14 protein-coding genes and 1 pseudogene are annotated in these 15858 nt (G+C 62.8%); 9 read left to right on the forward strand and 6 right to left on the reverse strand.

Features of this window, described 5'->3' with window-relative positions; genetic code table 11:
* Positions 1 to 26 precede the first annotated feature (26 nt).
* The 4 genes and pseudogenes from coaE to X751_RS139130 form a co-directional block, all read right to left on the reverse strand.
* The gene (gene coaE / locus X751_RS1000000166110) at positions 27 to 611 is read right to left on the reverse strand and encodes a dephospho-CoA kinase (RefSeq protein ID WP_084558319.1); all 585 of its coding nucleotides are present in this window, start codon (positions 609 to 611) and stop codon (positions 27 to 29) included.
* 36 nt (positions 612 to 647) lie between these two features.
* Positions 648 to 1466: pseudogene (locus X751_RS0134100) on the reverse strand (shikimate dehydrogenase); the annotation flags it as partial.
* Positions 1459 to 2058, reverse strand: a complete 600-nt coding sequence (locus tag X751_RS139135) for a Maf-like protein (RefSeq protein ID WP_023745902.1) — start codon at positions 2056 to 2058, stop codon at positions 1459 to 1461. The pseudogene X751_RS0134100 and the gene X751_RS139135, both read right to left, overlap by 8 nt.
* A 58-nt stretch (positions 2059 to 2116) precedes the next feature.
* Positions 2117 to 2938: a pyruvate, water dikinase regulatory protein gene (locus X751_RS139130; RefSeq protein WP_023726727.1), complete on the reverse strand. Its 822-nt coding sequence runs from the start codon at positions 2936 to 2938 to the stop codon at positions 2117 to 2119.
* Positions 2939 to 3338: 400 nt separating this feature from the next.
* On the opposite strand from X751_RS139130, the gene hemE reads away from it, so the two are divergent.
* From hemE to X751_RS139110, 4 genes are all read left to right on the forward strand, one after another.
* Entirely contained in the window at positions 3339 to 4370 is a 1032-nt protein-coding gene (gene hemE, locus X751_RS139125; RefSeq protein ID WP_023745903.1) for a uroporphyrinogen decarboxylase, read from the forward strand.
* On the forward strand, positions 4370 to 4912 hold the full coding sequence (hemJ, locus tag X751_RS139120; protein ID WP_023745904.1) for a protoporphyrinogen oxidase HemJ: 543 nt from the start codon (positions 4370 to 4372) through the stop codon (positions 4910 to 4912). Before hemE ends, hemJ begins: the two co-directional genes overlap by 1 nt.
* 163 nt (positions 4913 to 5075) lie before the next feature.
* Entirely contained in the window at positions 5076 to 6341 is a 1266-nt protein-coding gene (gene rho / locus X751_RS139115) for a transcription termination factor Rho (protein ID WP_023672113.1), read from the forward strand.
* 273 nt (positions 6342 to 6614) lie between these two features.
* Positions 6615 to 7541 (forward strand): EamA family transporter, encoded by a 927-nt coding sequence (locus tag X751_RS139110; protein WP_023745905.1) that lies wholly within the window; start codon positions 6615 to 6617, stop codon positions 7539 to 7541.
* A 342-nt stretch (positions 7542 to 7883) separates the two neighbouring features.
* On the opposite strand, the gene X751_RS1000000168645 is transcribed toward X751_RS139110, so the two are convergent.
* Entirely contained in the window at positions 7884 to 7952 is a 69-nt protein-coding gene (locus tag X751_RS1000000168645; protein WP_084026271.1) for a DUF255 domain-containing protein, read from the reverse strand.
* A 59-nt stretch (positions 7953 to 8011) separates the two neighbouring features.
* On the opposite strand from X751_RS1000000168645, the gene mnmE reads away from it, so the two are divergent.
* The 5 genes from mnmE (at position 8012) to X751_RS139085 (ending at position 14074) form a co-directional block, all read left to right on the forward strand.
* The gene (mnmE, locus tag X751_RS139105) at positions 8012 to 9334 is read left to right on the forward strand and encodes a tRNA uridine-5-carboxymethylaminomethyl(34) synthesis GTPase MnmE (protein ID WP_023702447.1); all 1323 of its coding nucleotides are present in this window, start codon (positions 8012 to 8014) and stop codon (positions 9332 to 9334) included.
* 421 nt (positions 9335 to 9755) lie between these two features.
* On the forward strand, positions 9756 to 11630 hold the full coding sequence (gene mnmG / locus X751_RS139100; protein ID WP_023702448.1) for a tRNA uridine-5-carboxymethylaminomethyl(34) synthesis enzyme MnmG: 1875 nt from the start codon (positions 9756 to 9758) through the stop codon (positions 11628 to 11630).
* The gene (gene rsmG, locus X751_RS139095; RefSeq protein WP_023702449.1) at positions 11627 to 12259 is read left to right on the forward strand and encodes a 16S rRNA (guanine(527)-N(7))-methyltransferase RsmG; all 633 of its coding nucleotides are present in this window, start codon (positions 11627 to 11629) and stop codon (positions 12257 to 12259) included. Before mnmG ends, rsmG begins: the two co-directional genes overlap by 4 nt.
* A 65-nt stretch (positions 12260 to 12324) precedes the next feature.
* Positions 12325 to 13122 (forward strand): ParA family protein, encoded by a 798-nt coding sequence (locus tag X751_RS139090; RefSeq protein WP_023672118.1) that lies wholly within the window; start codon positions 12325 to 12327, stop codon positions 13120 to 13122.
* Positions 13123 to 13183: 61 nt separating this feature from the next.
* Positions 13184 to 14074, forward strand: a complete 891-nt coding sequence (locus tag X751_RS139085) for a ParB/RepB/Spo0J family partition protein (RefSeq protein ID WP_023692912.1) — start codon at positions 13184 to 13186, stop codon at positions 14072 to 14074.
* A gap of 271 nt (positions 14075 to 14345) precedes the next feature.
* Here X751_RS139085 and holA read toward each other — a convergent pair whose 3' ends face one another.
* Positions 14346 to 15389 (reverse strand): DNA polymerase III subunit delta, encoded by a 1044-nt coding sequence (holA, locus tag X751_RS139080; RefSeq protein WP_023706774.1) that lies wholly within the window; start codon positions 15387 to 15389, stop codon positions 14346 to 14348.
* Positions 15390 to 15858 lie beyond the last annotated feature (469 nt).

Genomic DNA, 15858 nt, shown 5'->3' on the forward strand with positions numbered 1-15858 from the left:
TATCCCCCAGGAGTTAGCAGGCGAGTTCAGCGCCCTGAGAGCTCGGCAATGATCGCGCCGACCGCGGTGCGGGCGGCGTCCATGCCTTCACCGGTGTCGATGACGAAATCGGCCTGCCGGCGTTTTTCGGCATCGGGCACCTGCTTGGCCAGGATGGCCGCCAGCTTTTCCTCGCTCATGTCAGGACGCGCCAGCACACGGGCGCGCTGGATATCGGCCGGCGCGGTGACGACGACGACCTTGTCGACACGGTTGCGGCCGCCGGTTTCGAACAGCAGCGGAATGTCGAGCACAACGAGCGGCGCGGCGGCGGCGCGGTGCCTTGCCAGAAAGGCGTCGGCATCGGCCCGCACCAGCGGATGAACGATCGCCTCCAATGTCTTCAGCGCGGCGGCGTTGCCGATCACCCGTGCACCCAGTTTTGTACGGTCGACCACGCCGGACACGGTTGTGCCGGGAAAGGCCGCTTCGACGAGAGGTGCTGCCTTGCCGGCATAGAGGCGATGCACGGTCTCGTCGGAATCATGCACCGGCACGCCGGCGTCGACGAACATCTTCGCCGTCGTCGACTTGCCCATGCCGATCGATCCGGTGAGGCCAAGCACGATCATCATTTGGCGCCCATCATTTGCGACCTTTCGTTTGGCGAGGATGTCGGCGACGATCATCTGCCGCAGTTCGGCAGTGATCTCCGGCCTCTTGCCGAACCAGCGTTCGAATCCGGGCACAGCCTGGTGCAACAGCATGCCGAGCCCGTCGACCGTCTTCAAATTTCTCGCGCGAGCAGCGGCAAGCAGCGGTGTTTCCAGCGGCACATAGACGATGTCGGCGACGATGGCGTGAGCTGGCAGGCAGGCCGGATCGGCGGCCAGCGTCTCATCGCCGTGCATGCCGAGCGCCGTGGTGTTGATCAGCAAGCCGGCATCGCCAAGCAAGTCGCCGACCGCGCCATGCGCCGAGACGCCGGCGCCGAAGCGGCCGGCGAGTTCCTGCGCCCGCGCCAAGGTGCGGTTGACGATGCGGATATCGTTGATGCCGCGCACTTTAAGCGCGTGGATGACCGCGCGCGACGCGCCACCGGCGCCGAGCACCACGGCCGGACTATTCCTGTCCCAACCCGGGGCATGCTCGTCGAGGTTGCCGGCAAAGCCGATCCAGTCCGAATTGCCGCCCCACAGCACGCCGTCGTCCAGCCACAGCATGTTGACCGCGCCGATCATCTCCGCCGCCTCGTCGCGGCGCTCGACCCGGGCGAAGGCGACTTCCTTGTGCGGGATGGTGACGTTGCCGCCCTGATAGCCATTGGCCTGGAGGGAAGAGAGGAACTCGGGAAAATCGGCCGGCGCGACATCGATCGCATGATAGCTGCCGTCGATGCCGTATGTGTTCAGCCAATAGCCGTGGATCTTCGGCGAGCGCGAATGCGCGATCGGATGGCCGGTGACGAAAGCTTTTTTCTCAACCATCGATGGCTCCGAGCGCACGCAATTCCGCCAGCACCGGTAACAGCGGCAGGCCGACAATGGTGAAATAATCGCCTTCGATCTTTTCGAACAGCTGGATGCCTTCGCCCTCGATCTGGTAGGCGCCGACGCTCGACAACGCCTTGGCGCCGACGCGGGCCAGGTGCCGGCCGACGAAGGCCGGATCGAGCTTGCGCATGGTAAGGCTGGCGATGCCGACATGGCGCCACAGCACCTTGCCGTTGCGGCAGAGCACGGCGGCGCTGTTCAGCTGATGCGTCTTGCCTGACAGCGCCAACAGATGGCGGCGGGCGCCTTCCATGTCGGCCGGCTTGTGGAACACTTCATCTCCCAGTGACAAAGTCTGGTCGCAGCCGAGCACCAGGGCGCCCGGTCTGCGTTCGCTGACCTCGGTCGCCTTGGCTTCGGCGAGTATCAGGGCGACATCTTCCGGCGACACACCGCTGTCCTGCAACGGCGCCTCGAGCGCACGCTCGTCGACATCGGCAGGCAGCGCTTCGATGCCGAGCCCGGCATTGATGAGCATTGCTTTGCGGAACGGGCTGCCGGAGGCGAGGATGATTTTTTCGGTCATGGGTTCTGGGCCTGGTCGATAGTGGTTGATTGGGGCAGGAGGTCGCGTTGCCATCCCATCATCTATTCTTCCCCCGCAGGGCAACAATGGCTGCCGCGGTCTCTTCGATCGAGCGGCGGCTGACGTCTATCATCGGCCAATTGTGGCGGGTGCAGATCTGGCGGGCATAGGCGAGCTCTTCGGCGATCGAGGCACGGTCGACATAATCGGTCGCTTCGTAGGTGCTGCTGTTGCCGAGCACGCGGTTCTGCCGGACATGCGAGATGCGTTCGGCGGTGGCGATCAGCCCGACGATCAGCGGCTTGGTGGCAGCGACCAGGCTTTCGGGCACCGGCACGCCGAGCACGATCGGGATGTTGGCGGTCTTGATACCGCGGTTGGCGAGATAGATGCTGGTCGGCGTCTTCGATGTCCTGGAAATGCCGATCAGCACCACATCCGCGTCGTCCATATTGAGCGGCAGCTGGCCGTCATCATGCTCCATGGTGAAATTGAGTGCGTCGATACGGTGGAAATAATCGGCGTCGAGCACATGCTGGGCGCCGACGCGGCGGCCGGCCGGCGTGCCGAGATAGGACTGGAAGACGGTGAGGACCGGCTCCAGCACCGAAACACAGGGCAGCCCCATGGCGGCGCAGCGCTCGTCAATACCGCGCGCCAGCTTCTGGTCGACGACGGTGTAGAGGATGATGCCCGGTTCCTCTTCTATGTCCTCGAAGACTTTCGCCACCTGCTTTTCGGTGCGGATGAGCGGATAGATATGCTCGATGGCGCGCGCATCCTTGTATTGCGCCGAGGCGGCTCGGCCGGCCGCCAGCAGCGTCTCGCCGGTGGCGTCGGAAATCAGGTGCAGGTGAAAGAAGCTCTGGGGTTTGTTCACAGGGGGCGCCTCAGGCTGTGGGCTTGTGTGGATAAACCGGGGCCGCAAAGGCGACCGGCTGGAGGCGACTGTATCAGAAGGCCAGTTGTCCACAATTCGATGCGCTGTCAGCTTCACTGTGCGGTTGGGGACAAATCTGGGGACGGGCGTTTTTGCCAGCGCTTCATCCACAGAGGCGGTTTTTCAGCGGCTACGTCAAACCATTGACTCCAGTGATGGAATCCTGGTCATCCACACTCTTTGCCAATCCCGCGGAAGAAACACGCGACAAAATGCTGGCTGGCCTTTTCCAGGGCAAAGCGGGACAGGTGACAACCACCGATACCAACAGACTCTTAGAATCAGAAGATTCTAGAAATAGACTATTTAATTATAGAGAAGGCAGGGAAGAGAGCGCTCAATGCCCGAGAACCGCATCGTGCTGGACGTGCTGAGAGGCGAGGCAGTGTTTCCGCCGCCGCTCTGGATGATGCGCCAGGCCGGGCGCTATCTGCCGGAGTACCGCGAGACCAGAAAGCGGGCCGGGTCCTTTCTCGATCTTTGCTACAATCCTGATCTGGCCGTCGAAGTGACGCTGCAGCCGATCGAGCGCTTCGGCTTCGATGCCTCGATCCTGTTCTCGGACATTCTGGTCGTGCCGAATGCGCTGGGACGCGATGTCCGCTTCGAGGAGGGCCGCGGGCCGCTGCTGACGCCAATCACTGCAGCTGAGATTTCGGCTCTCAACAGTGAAACGTTTCACGTGAATCTCGAACCGGTCTACGAGACGGTTCGCCGGCTGCGGGCAAGATTGCCTGACGAGACCACGCTGATCGGCTTCTGCGGCGCGCCATGGACGGTGGCGACCTACATGATCGCTGGCCACGGCACACCCGACCAAGCGCCGGCGCGGCTGTTTGCCTATCGCGAACCGACGGCCTTCAAGCATCTCCTGAAAGTGCTCGCCGATCACTCCGCGGCCTATTTGATCCGCCAGATCGAAGCCGGTGCCGACGTGGTGCAGATTTTCGATTCCTGGTCCGGCGTGCTTGATGATGCGTCTTTCGATCAGTTCTGCGTGCAACCGGTGGCGGAGATCGTCAGGCAGGTTCGTGCGGTTCATCGCGATGTTCCGATCATAGGCTTTCCCAAGGGCGCCGGCGCCCGCTACGAGACCTATCGTGAGAAGACCGGGGTGACGGGGCTGGGGATCGACTGGACCGTGCCCCTGTCGGCTGCGAACGAACTGCAGCATTCAGGGGCGGTCCAGGGCAATCTCGATCCCTTGCGGCTCGTGGCTGGCGGCAAAGCCCTGTCGGACGGCGTCGATGCGATCCTCAAGGCGCTGAGCGACGGACCGCTGATCTTCAATCTCGGCCATGGCATCACGCCGGAGACGCCGGTGGCACATGTCGAGGCGATGGTGAAGCAGGTGCGGAGCGCGACACGCTGATGGCTCAATCGGATAATACGCGCGGCAACGGCACTCGTGGGGCGATGATGCGGATGACCATCGGCATCGGAGTGCTGGTTGTTCTCACCGCACTTTTGTTTTTCTTTGCGCCTGAGGGTTTCTATCCCTGGGCGAAGGCAATCCATATCCTGGCCGTCATCTCCTGGATGGCCGGCATGCTCTATCTGCCGCGATTGCTGGTCTACCACGCCGACGCCGAGAAGGGGTCCGTCCAGTCGGAGACCTTCAAGGTGATGGAGCGGCGTCTGCTGCGCGGCATCATCAATCCGGCGATGATCGTCACCTGGGTGTTCGGGCTTTGGCTTGCCTGGAAAGTGTTTGGCTTTCACGGCGGCTGGCTGCACGCCAAGATAGGCTTGGTGCTGTTGCTGTCGGGCGTGCATGGCTATCTGGCCGGTGCTGTCAGGAAATTCGCCGAGGACCGCAATGAAAAACCGGCGCGGCACTGGCGAATCGTCAACGAGATCCCCACATTGCTGATGATCGCCATCGTCATCCTGGTTGTCGTCAAGCCGTTCTAGGCCCATTTCGGTCGACAAAACGCAGCTTGCTCTTTCCCCCGACCGACGATAAAAGACGGGTCTTCCTTCCCGTCATGCGCCGCCCTTGATTGCTTTCGGCCGCGCCCGGCATTTATCGCATCCAGCCGATATATTTTCCCCAAAGCAGATTCAGAGTCCGTCTATGCAAGAAATGAAACTCGCAGAGTTCAAGAACAAGAAGCCGCCAGAGCTGATCGCCTATGCCGAATCGCTCGAAGTGGAAAACGCCAGCGTCATGCGCAAGCAGGAGTTGATGTTTGCCATCCTGAAGAAACTGGCCGCCCAGGACGTCGAGATCATCGGCGACGGCGTGGTCGAGTTGCTGCAGGACGGTTTCGGCTTCCTGCGCTCAGCCAACGCCAATTATCTGCCAGGTCCCGACGATATCTACATCTCGCCCTCGCAGATCCGCCGCTTCTCCTTGAAGACCGGCGATACCGTCGAAGGGCCGATCCGCAGCCCAAAAGAGGGCGAGCGCTATTTCGCCCTTCTCAAGGTCAACACGATCAATTTCGACGATCCCGAAAAGATCCGTCACAAGATCCATTTCGACAATCTGACGCCGCTCTATCCGACCAAGCGGCTGAAGATGGAGATCGACAATCCGACCGGCAAGGACATCTCGTCGCGCGTGATCGACCTGGTGGCGCCGATCGGCAAGGGACAGCGCGCGCTCATCAACGCGCAGCCGCGTACCGGCAAAACGGTGCTGATGCAGAATATCGCCCACTCGATCACGGCCAATCATCCGGAATGCTATCTGATCGTACTTCTGATCGACGAACGGCCAGAAGAAGTGACCGACATGCAGCGTTCGGTGAAGGGCGAGGTCGTGTCCTCGACCTTTGACGAACCGGCGGTGCGCCACGTCCAGGTCGCCGAAATGGTCATCGAAAAGGCCAAGCGCCTGGTCGAGCATGGCCGCGACGTCGTTATTCTGCTCGATTCGATCACCCGCCTCGGCCGTGCCTACAACACCGTTGTGCCGTCCTCCGGCAAGGTGCTGACCGGCGGTGTCGACGCCAACGCGCTGCAGCGGCCGAAGCGCTTCTTCGGCGCGGCCCGCAACATCGAGGAAGGCGGCTCGCTGACCATCATCGCCACCGCGCTGATCGACACCGGCAGCCGCATGGACGAAGTCATCTTCGAAGAGTTCAAGGGCACCGGCAACTGCGAAATCCAGCTCGACCGCAAGGTCGCCGACAAGCGCATCTACCCGGCCATGGACATTTTGAAGTCCGGCACCCGCAAGGAAGACCTGCTGGTCTCCAAGCAGGATCTGCAGAAGATCTTCGTCCTGCGCCGCATCCTGGCGCCGATGGGAACCACGGATGCGATCGAGTTCCTGATCGACAAGCTGAAGCAGACCAAGACCAACGCCGATTTCTTCGATTCGATGAACACGTAAGCTTCTCGTCGGACCATCGGTTCGCATTGAAGCCCCGTTCCGGGAACTGGGACGGGGCTTTTTGCTGGGCGGGTCGCATTCCCGATATCGAACGGCCGCTTGCGGCAGCGTGGGGCACCGCCTTTATGCGAATACTCACGCATGTCGCTCAAGTGACCCCGTGACCCCGGTTTTGAGAGAACGACATGCATAAAAACAAAGACCTAAAGCGTGTCGCCTGAGTCCGTTCAAATGCGACGCGCTTTCGGTGTTTCGGGGCTGGGAACGTGCGACGTGAAGAAAACCATTCCGACCCTGATCGGCTTCTCGGCCATTCTGACATGGTCGTTCCTGGCGCTGCTTTCGACTGCGGCTGGACCGATTCCGCCCTTTCAGCTGGCGGCGATGACGTTTCTGCTTGGCGGGTTGGTCGGCGCGTCGAGCTGGCTTGTCCGTCCGGCGGCGATCAAGCCGCTGCGCCAGCCGTGGCAGGTCTGGGCGCTCGGCACAGCGGGGCTGTGCATCTATCACTGCGCCTATTTCTTCGCCATCCAGTCGGCGCCGCCGGTCGAGGTCAGCCTGATCGCCTATCTCTGGCCGTTGCTGATCGTCGTCTTTGCCGCCTTCCTGCCTGGAGAAAAGCTTAGGGGCCACCACATCGCCGGCGTCGTGCTCGGCCTTGCCGGCGCCATTGTGGTGATCACCAAGGGCGGCACGATCGGACTGGCCAATGGTGTGATGAAGGGGCATGTCATCGCGCTGTTCTGCGCTTTCATCTGGGCCGGCTATTCGGTTTTATCGCGCCGCTTTGGCAAGGTGCCGACCGATGTGGTCGTCGGTTACTGCTTCATCACTGCTGCGGTCGCCTTGGTGCTGCACCTCACCCTTGAGACCACCGTCTGGCCACAGACGGCGACGGAGTGGAGCGCCATCGTCATCTTGGGCGTAATACCGCTAGGCGCCGGCTTTTACGCCTGGGACTATGGCTGCAAGCACGGGGACATCATGATCCTCGGCGCCCTCTCCTATGCCGCGCCCCTCTTCTCGGTCATCGTGCTTCTGCTGGCAGGCTTTGGTGTGTTTCACTGGTCGGTGGCTGTTGCTTGCATCCTGATCACGGTCGGAGCGGTGGTCGCGGCCAAGGATTTGCTGTTCGGGCCGCGGTCGCCATCCATTGATGCGACGCCGCTTCCTTCGGCGTTGGACGGAAACACCGGTTGACCTGCCGTCGCAATAGCGGCTCGGTTCCTACGGATCCGGCGCCACGGGCAGGATAGCCGGCGCATAGCTCCGGTCTGCCGGTTGGCGGCCGGATGCCACTGGCCAATGTTCGATCGATTCGCATGCGTTCCGATCGGGGCGGCAATATCGGCGTGACGCGGGTCGGGATTCTGATTCGCAGCCGGAACGAAGCTTGCCTGTCGGGGGCGAAGGATCCAGCTTCACGGCTCGGGGCCAGGCACAAGCGTTAACGATGCGGCCTGCGTAGGGCTTGCTGGCCCGCCCAGAACTGCTTGGCGTCGGAATTAGGACCCGCCTGCTCGCACATGGATGACAAGGCGGCTATACAGATTTGGTAATGTCCGGCCGCTCCTCGCGATCGACCTTGATATTGACGAACAGCCGGTTCATGACGGCCGCATACTGTGGGATTGTTGACCGGACAGCTAGGCGACCGGTGAGACGGGCAAATGATTTCAGGCGATTCGATTGTTGCGCTGTCCAGCGGCCGCCTGCCTGCCGGCATCGCTGTCATCCGCATCTCCGGACCAAGAACTCGATTCGCTGTCGAAACGGTTGCCGACGGCATGATCAAGGACCGGGTTGCGACCCTGCGCAAGCTCCGAACAGTGGACGGGTCGCTTATCGACAACGGCCTGGTGCTGTTTTTTCCGGGGCCGAACAGTTTTACCGGCGAGGATGTCGCCGAGTTCCACGTCCATGGCGGCCGCGCCGTCGCCAGCAAGATGCTGGAGATCATTGCCGGGTTTGACGGCGTGCGTCATGCGGAACCTGGTGAATTTACGCGCCGGGCTCTTCTCAACGGCAAGCTGGATCTGGTCGAGACGGAGGCGTTGGCCGATCTGGTCAACGCCGAAACCGAAGCGCAGCGGCGCTTTGCCGTGCAGAATGCCGAAGGAGTGCAAAGCGAACTCTATCTTGGCTGGCGCCGTCGGCTGATCCATGCACGGGCGATGATCGAGGCGGAAATCGACTTCGCCGACGAAGACGACGTGCCCGGTTCGGTTTCGGACACGGTTTGGTCCGATGTGCGCGCAATGGTGGGCGAGATCGGCCGGCATGTCGATGGCTTCCATGCCGCCGAGATCATCCGTGACGGGTTTGAGGTTGTCATCCTCGGTGCACCGAACGCCGGCAAATCCAGCCTGTTCAACGCGCTGGCCAGGCGTGAGGCGGCGATTGTTACCGACGAGCCCGGCACGACGCGGGACTTGCTCGAAGTGGTGCTGGATCTCCACGGAGTGCGGGTCAGGGTAACCGACACCGCGGGCCTGCGCGAGTCGCCCGGCAAGATCGAAGCGATCGGTATCGAAAAGGCGCGGGCCAAGGCGCACACGGCTGACCTGGTGCTGTTGCTGGAAGATCTGGCGGACCCTACTGCGATCGGCAACATGCCTGTTGACGCACCGGCTTTGAGAATCGGCACCAAGGTCGATCTCTTGAAAGGTTCGCCGCGATTGGAGGCGTATGATGCGTTGATCTCGACGGTGGACGGCACTGGGTTGGCTGAACTCCTGGCCGAGATCGGCAGGCGCGCCGCGGCTGCTATCGGCGATGCCGGTGACATCCTGCCGTCTCGGTTGCGGCATGTGGAGCTGCTCAATGAGACCAGGCGCTTTCTGATCTCGGCTTTGTCGGGGCAAGAGCGCGGCCAGGAGCTGCGGGCGGAGGAGCTGCGTCTTGCGGCGGACCGGCTCGGCCGGATTGTCGGCGCGGTGGATGTCGAGGACCTGCTGGACGTAATCTTTTCGCAGTTTTGCATTGGAAAGTGACTCACGTGAAACAGGGGGGCGCGCCGTGTGAGTGACTCACGTGAAACACAGGGGGCCGCCCTAGTGCGTGTTTCACGTGAAATGAGGAGTTTGGCAAAACGGCAAGTGCCGAAGGCCGGCCCCGCCCCTCATTGTCCTCCCGGGCATTTCTCACGTGCAGTGACGGGGAGAAAGATACTGTTATCCGGGATTTCGCCGAAGCGCGCCAGCGCTTGAGCTCCTCCTTGTTCACCGGGAGAAGATGCCGGCAGGCAGATGAGGGGCAGCGCCAGCCGAGGTAATTGTCGCCGCTTCCCTGACTCACGTGAAACACTCTGCGGCTTTCAGCACTCCGTTCCCCGTGAACGAATCAACCTGCAATCCTTGACAGCGTCCTCTCGTGGGGACATGTGTCGGGAAATCTCTGAATCTGGAAGGGACAATGATCGATCACTATGATGTGGTTGTGGTGGGCGGTGGCCATGCCGGGTGCGAGGCTGCGAGCGCTGCCGCGCGCGCCGGTGCCAGGACCGCGCTGATCACGCTGCGCTTCGACACGATCGGTGTCATGTCCTGCAATCCGGCGATCGGCGGCCTCGGGAAGGGCCATCTGGTGCGTGAGATCGACGCCATGGACGGGCTGATGGGCCGCATCGCCGATGCTGCCGGCATCCAATTCCGCCTGCTTAATCGCCGCAAAGGCCCTGCCGTGCGCGGGCCGCGCACGCAGGCCGACCGCAAGCTTTACCGGCTGGCCATGCAGGAAGCGATTCGGCAGCAGAACGGTCTCGACGTCGTCGAAGGCGAAGTCTTGGATTTCGAGATCGAAGAAGGACGGATCGCCGCTGTGCTCCTGGCCGACGGGCGCCGGTTGGCGTGCGGTGCAGTCGTCCTGACCACCGGCACTTTTCTTCGCGGCCTCATCCACATTGGCGACAGGAAGATTGTCGCCGGGCGGATGAACGAGCAGGCGAGCCTTGGCCTGTCGGCGACGATGAGCCGCGCCGGTTTCGCGCTTGGACGGCTGAAGACCGGCACGCCGCCGCGGCTCGATGGCCGCACCATCGACTGGGCGTCGCTGGAAAGCCAGGCGGCCGACGAACATCCAGTGCCGTTCTCGCTGCTCACCGACACAATCAAGAATCCGCAAATCCATTGCGGCATCACGCGTACGACACCGGCGACGCACGAGCTGATCCGCGCCAATCTCGGCCGCTCCGCCATGTATTCCGGCTCGATAGAGGGGGTCGGACCACGCTATTGCCCGTCGATCGAAGACAAGATCGTCAAGTTCGGCGATCGCGAAGGCCACCAGATTTTCCTCGAGCCGGAAGGGTTGGACGACGACACGGTCTACCCCAATGGCATTTCGACCTCCCTGCCCGAGGATGTGCAACTCGACATTCTCAAAACTATACCCGGGCTATTGCGGGCGACCATGCTGCAGCCCGGCTACGCCATCGAATACGACCATGTCGATCCGCGCGAGTTGGAGCCGACGCTTGAGGCCAAACGTATTGCGGGGCTTTTCCTAGCCGGTCAGATCAACGGCACCACCGGTTATGAAGAAGCCGGAGCGCAGGGCCTGCTCGCCGGGCTCAACGCCGCGCGCAAGGCGGCGGCCGACGACCAAATCGTGCTCAGCCGCACCGAAGCCTACATCGGTGTGATGGTGGACGACCTCACCAGCCGCGGCATTGCCGAGCCCTACCGCATGTTCACTTCGCGGGCGGAGTTTCGCCTATCGCTGCGCGCCGACAATGCCGATGAAAGGCTTACGCCTCTGGCAAATCGGCTTGGTATCGTGTCGCCGGAGCGGATGCAGCGGTTCAATCAAGTCACACAGGATCTTGATAGGGCGCGCGAACTCGCAGTTGCGACGACGATGACGCCCAACGAAGCGGCGCGGCATGGGCTGGAGATCAACAGGGACGGCGTGCGCCGCTCCGCTTATGAATTGCTCGCTCATCCCGGCGTCGATATAGCCTGGCTGGCCCGTGTTGCGCCGGCCTTTGGCGCAATCGACGTCAAAACCGCTGAGCGGCTCGAAACGGAAGCGAAATATTCGGTTTACCTTGATCGCCAGCAGGCGGATGTCGGACAGATCCGCCGCGAGGAAAGCCGGCTGATCCCGGCGTCGGTGGATTTCGCCGATGTTCCTGGCCTGTCCAATGAGCTGAAGCAGAAGATGCTAACGCGTCAGCCACGGTCGATCGCTGACGCGCAGCGTATGGAAGGCATGACGCCGGCGGCGCTGGCCATCATCGTCGCGCACGTCCGCAACGCCGAATCGGCCGCCCAAAGGGCCGTTGCGTGAGCGCTGCCTCATGGGCGAGCCTGCAAGAGGCCGCGGGACCGGTTTCACGTGAAACATTCGATCGGTTGGTGACGTTCGAACAGTTGTTCCTGAAATGGAACCGCAGCATCAATCTGGCCGCGCCGTCGACGCTGGACGATGTCTGGGGCCGCCATATTCTGGACAGCGCGCAGCTGGCCCGAATCGCCCCCCAGGCCAAACGCTGGGCCGATCTCGGTTCGGGCGGCGGTTTTCCGGGCCTGGTAATGGCCTTCCTGCTGGGCGAGCGTGACGGCGCGTCGATCGATCTGGTCGAGAGCAACCGCAAGAAAGCATCGTTTTTGCAGGCGGTCATTGGCCAGTTCGGTTTGCCGGCACGGGTCGTCGCCCGGCGCATCGACGACAGCTATGCGCTTGTTTCCGCACCGGAAATCATCACGGCGCGGGCGCTTGCCCCGCTGCCGGCGCTGCTCGATCTGTCGGCGCCGTGGTTGACCAAGGGATCGCGGGCGCTGTTCCACAAAGGCCGGGATTACCGCTCCGAGGTGGAAGAAAGCACTCACCGCTGGGCTTTCGATCTGGTAGAACATCCGAGCATGACCGACGCCCATGGCGTCATCCTCGAAGTGACCGATCTGCGGACGGCGTAAGCTCTCCTTCGCAACCTTGGCGACGCAATGAATACCTGGCCCACATGAATACCTGGCACGGACCCATGAAAACCGGACCTCGCATCATCACCGTCGCCAACCAGAAGGGCGGCGTCGGCAAGACTACCACCGCCATCAATCTGGCCACGGCGCTGGCCGCGATCGGCGAAAAGGTGCTGATCGTCGATCTCGACCCGCAAGGCAATGCCTCGACGGGTCTCGGTATCGACCGCAAGGACCGCACCGTCTCCTCCTACGATGTGCTGACCGGCGAACTCGGCCTGGAAGAGGCCGCCATTCCAACGGCGGTGCCCGGCCTGTCGATCGTGCCGTCGACGCTCGATCTGCTCGGCATCGAGATGGAAATCGCCTCGGCGCCGGATCGCGTGCTTAAGCTGCGCAACGCGCTGCGCGCCGCCACCGAGCGCGGTGCGCCGTTCGGCTATGTGCTGATCGACTGCCCGCCCTCGCTCAACCTTTTGACTTTGAATTCAATGGCGGCAGCCGATTCTGTTCTTGTGCCGCTGCAGTGCGAGTTCTTCGCGCTGGAAGGGCTAAGCCAACTCCTGGAAACGGTGGAGCAGGTGCGCCGTTCGATCAATCCGGACTTGATCATCCAGGGCATCGTGCTGACCATGTATGACGGCCGCAACAACCTCGCCAACCAGGTGGTGCAGGACGTGCGGGCACATATGGGCGACAAGGTCTACGAGACCATCATTCCTAGGAATGTGCGAGTGTCCGAGGCGCCCTCCTATGGCAAGCCGGCGATCCTCTATGACCTGAAATGCTCCGGCAGCCAAGCCTATCTGCAATTGGCATCCGAAGTGATCCGCCGCGAGCGAAAATTGCGCGCTGCATGATTAGGCAGGGTCGATAAACAAAGCGATCCGGCACCGAAACGATCAAGAATCTGGAATTGAGATGAGCGAAGACCTTTCGAGAAAGAGACTGGGGCGTGGACTGGCGGCGCTGATCGGGGAGATCGACCGCCCGGTGGCAGCGGCCGAAAAGCCAGGCCTGAATGCCGACGGCAAGGTGCCGATCGAGTTTCTGAGCCCGAACCCGAAAAACCCGCGCCGGCATTTCGGCGACGCCGATCTGACGGATCTCGCGCAATCGATCCGCGAACATGGCGTCGTGCAGCCGGTAGTGGCGCGGCCTTCGCCGACGCAGGCCGGGCGCTACGAGATCATCGCCGGCGAGCGCCGCTGGCGGGCGGCGCAGCGCGCCGGGCTGACCGAGATCCCGATCATCGTGCGCGACGTCAACGACCGCACAGCGCTGGAACTGGCGATCATAGAAAACGTCCAGCGCACCGATCTCAACCCGGTCGAGGAGGCGCTCGGCTACCAGCAGTTGATCGACGACCACGGCTACACACAGGCCGACCTCGGCAATGTCATCGGCAAGAGCCGCAGCCACGTCGCCAACACGCTCAGGCTGTTGAAGCTGCCCGACGTAATCCGCGACATGCTGGTCGACGGCGTGCTGTCGGCCGGCCATGCCCGGACGCTGGTGACGGCGCAGGATCCCGCCGGGCTAGCCAAGCAGATCGTCGAAGAAGGGCTTTCGGTGCGCCAGGCTGAGGCGCTGGCGCAGATGCCGGCGGGCGGCACGCCGCCCAAGGCAAAACCAGCACACGGCGCATCGGGCAAGGATGCCGACACGCTGGCGCTGGAAAGGCTGATGACCAACACGATCGGCATGATCGTGACCATCGAGCACAAGGGCAAAGGCGGCGCGATCCGCGTGGACTACCGCAGTCTGGAGCAGCTCGACGAGCTATGCCGGCGGTTGAAGGATGAGCGGTAGAGGGTTGGGGCTGCGCCATATTTAGCCGGCGAATGAAGTTCTGGCTTAGGATGAAGAAAGGGCTTGGCGGTTGCCGGCCCTTCTTTTTTATTGGCGATTGCCGAAGGGATCGAACTGCTGATCTCCCCCCTGGGGGAGATGGCCGGCAGGCCAGAAGGGGTCGTCTCCCATCAAGCGCCGACCTCGTTTGTCGTTGCGAAAGGCGCCAGCGCTCCACGCGCCGCGACCCCCTCTGTCGCCTTTGGCGACATCTCCCCCTCAAGGGGAGAGATCACCGCTGCGCCAGCCTCGCGCTCTCCACCGCAATGCCGAGCAGCGCCTGCCGCGCCAGCGCTTCCGACAAATCCGGCCTGCGCCTGGTCTGCAGCACGGCCGATTGCAGCCGGTTCAGCGCGCGGCTGAGCGCCTCGACGTTCCAGCGCTCCAGCGCCTTCTCCACCAGCTTGCGCCGCGAGAAAAACACCGGCGGACGGGCGCCGGCCACTGCCGAGGCGGCGTTGCGGCCGGCGGTGTCCATCTGGCCGCGCATGACCTGAAGCTGCTGCAGCTGCCGCATCGCCGAGGACAGTACCAGGAAAGGATGGCCGCCGGACAGGCAGTGGCGGGTGAAGGCGGTGTCGAAGTCACCGATCCTGCCCTCCAGCACAGCATCGACCGCGTCGTCGAAGGAGGCGCCGGAGACGTCGCCGGACATCGCCCTTACGTCGTCGAGGCTGATGTCCTTCTGGCCGTGGGCATAAAGCACCAGTTTTTCGATCTCACCGCGTGAGGCCAACCGGTCGCCGCCGAGATTGCGGCGCAGCGCCTGGCGTGCGTCGAGCGCCATCGACATGCCGGCCTTGCGCAACTCGTCGTCGATGACGCTGTCGATGTCGCGGGCTTCATCGGCGTAGCAAGGCAGCGCCATGGCGGTGTCGGCGGCCTCGACGATCGCGCGCAGTCCGACGCCCTTTTTCAGGTCGCCGGCCTCGATGAGAATGATGGCGTCGCGCGCGGGCTCCGCGGTCAGCGCCTTGACGTCGTCGGCCAGGGCCTTCTGGCCGCTGGCATTTCGCACCCACAGAAGCCGCCGGTCGGAGAACATCGGCACGGTGCGGGCTTCGTCGAGCAGCCGGCCCTGGTCGCGATCGACCTCCGCGCCATCGAGCCGGACGACTGAGAACGGATCGTCGAGCGACAGGCCGGTTTTCGCGGCAAAGGCTTTGGCCCGCTCGGCGACCAAGCCGCGGTCGGGACCGTAAAGCAGGACGATCGATATGCGCGCGTCAGGCTTCGCCAGCCACGAATCGACCTCGTATCCTTTTTTCTGCGCCATGGAGGGTGGTTAGCATGATGCGGTCGCTGAGTGAACGTTCTCCAAAGCGTTCGAGACCTTGGCGCCCTTCCTCTCCCTCCGGAGGGGGGAGAGGTGGCTCGGCGAAGCCGAGACGGAGTGGGGGAACCACCTGGCAATCGCCGCGAACGGACAAAGGAAGGGCACTATCTCAAGCGTTGCCTAGCGCCCAAGGGTCGACCCCCACTCCGTCGAGCTTCGCTCGACACCTCTCCCCCGATCGACGGGGGAGAGGAAAGCGCCAGTTCNCTCCGGCGGACAAGAAAACTGTCACCCATGCTATCGGTCCATTCTGTTACCTATCTATCCGGTTCGGACAGGGGCTCCTTTCCTCTCCCTCCGGAGGGGGGAGAGGTGGCTCGGCGAAGCCGAGACGGAGTGGGGGAACCACCTGGCAATCGCCGCGAACGGACAAAGGAACGGCACTGAGCGCATTGCTCGCTTGCGCTCA

This window comes from Mesorhizobium sp. LNJC394B00 (genome assembly GCF_000502555.1).
Taxonomy (GTDB): domain Bacteria; phylum Pseudomonadota; class Alphaproteobacteria; order Rhizobiales; family Rhizobiaceae; genus Mesorhizobium.

Coding starts and splice junctions, on each gene's coding strand:
- coaE (WP_084558319.1), bottom strand. CDS start 611: ATGATCGTGCTTGGCCTCACCGGATCGATCGGCATGGGCAAGTCGACG.
- X751_RS139135 (WP_023745902.1), bottom strand. CDS start 2,058: ATGACCGAAAAAATCATCCTCGCCTCCGGCAGCCCGTTCCGCAAAGCA.
- hemE (WP_023745903.1), top strand. CDS start 3,339: ATGCCCGAGAACCGCATCGTGCTGGACGTGCTGAGAGGCGAGGCAGTG.
- hemJ (WP_023745904.1), top strand. CDS start 4,370: ATGGCTCAATCGGATAATACGCGCGGCAACGGCACTCGTGGGGCGATG.
- rho (WP_023672113.1), top strand. CDS start 5,076: ATGCAAGAAATGAAACTCGCAGAGTTCAAGAACAAGAAGCCGCCAGAG.
- mnmE (WP_023702447.1), top strand. CDS start 8,012: ATGATTTCAGGCGATTCGATTGTTGCGCTGTCCAGCGGCCGCCTGCCT.
- mnmG (WP_023702448.1), top strand. CDS start 9,756: ATGATCGATCACTATGATGTGGTTGTGGTGGGCGGTGGCCATGCCGGG.
- X751_RS139090 (WP_023672118.1), top strand. CDS start 12,325: ATGAAAACCGGACCTCGCATCATCACCGTCGCCAACCAGAAGGGCGGC.
- X751_RS139085 (WP_023692912.1), top strand. CDS start 13,184: ATGAGCGAAGACCTTTCGAGAAAGAGACTGGGGCGTGGACTGGCGGCG.
- holA (WP_023706774.1), bottom strand. CDS start 15,389: ATGGCGCAGAAAAAAGGATACGAGGTCGATTCGTGGCTGGCGAAGCCT.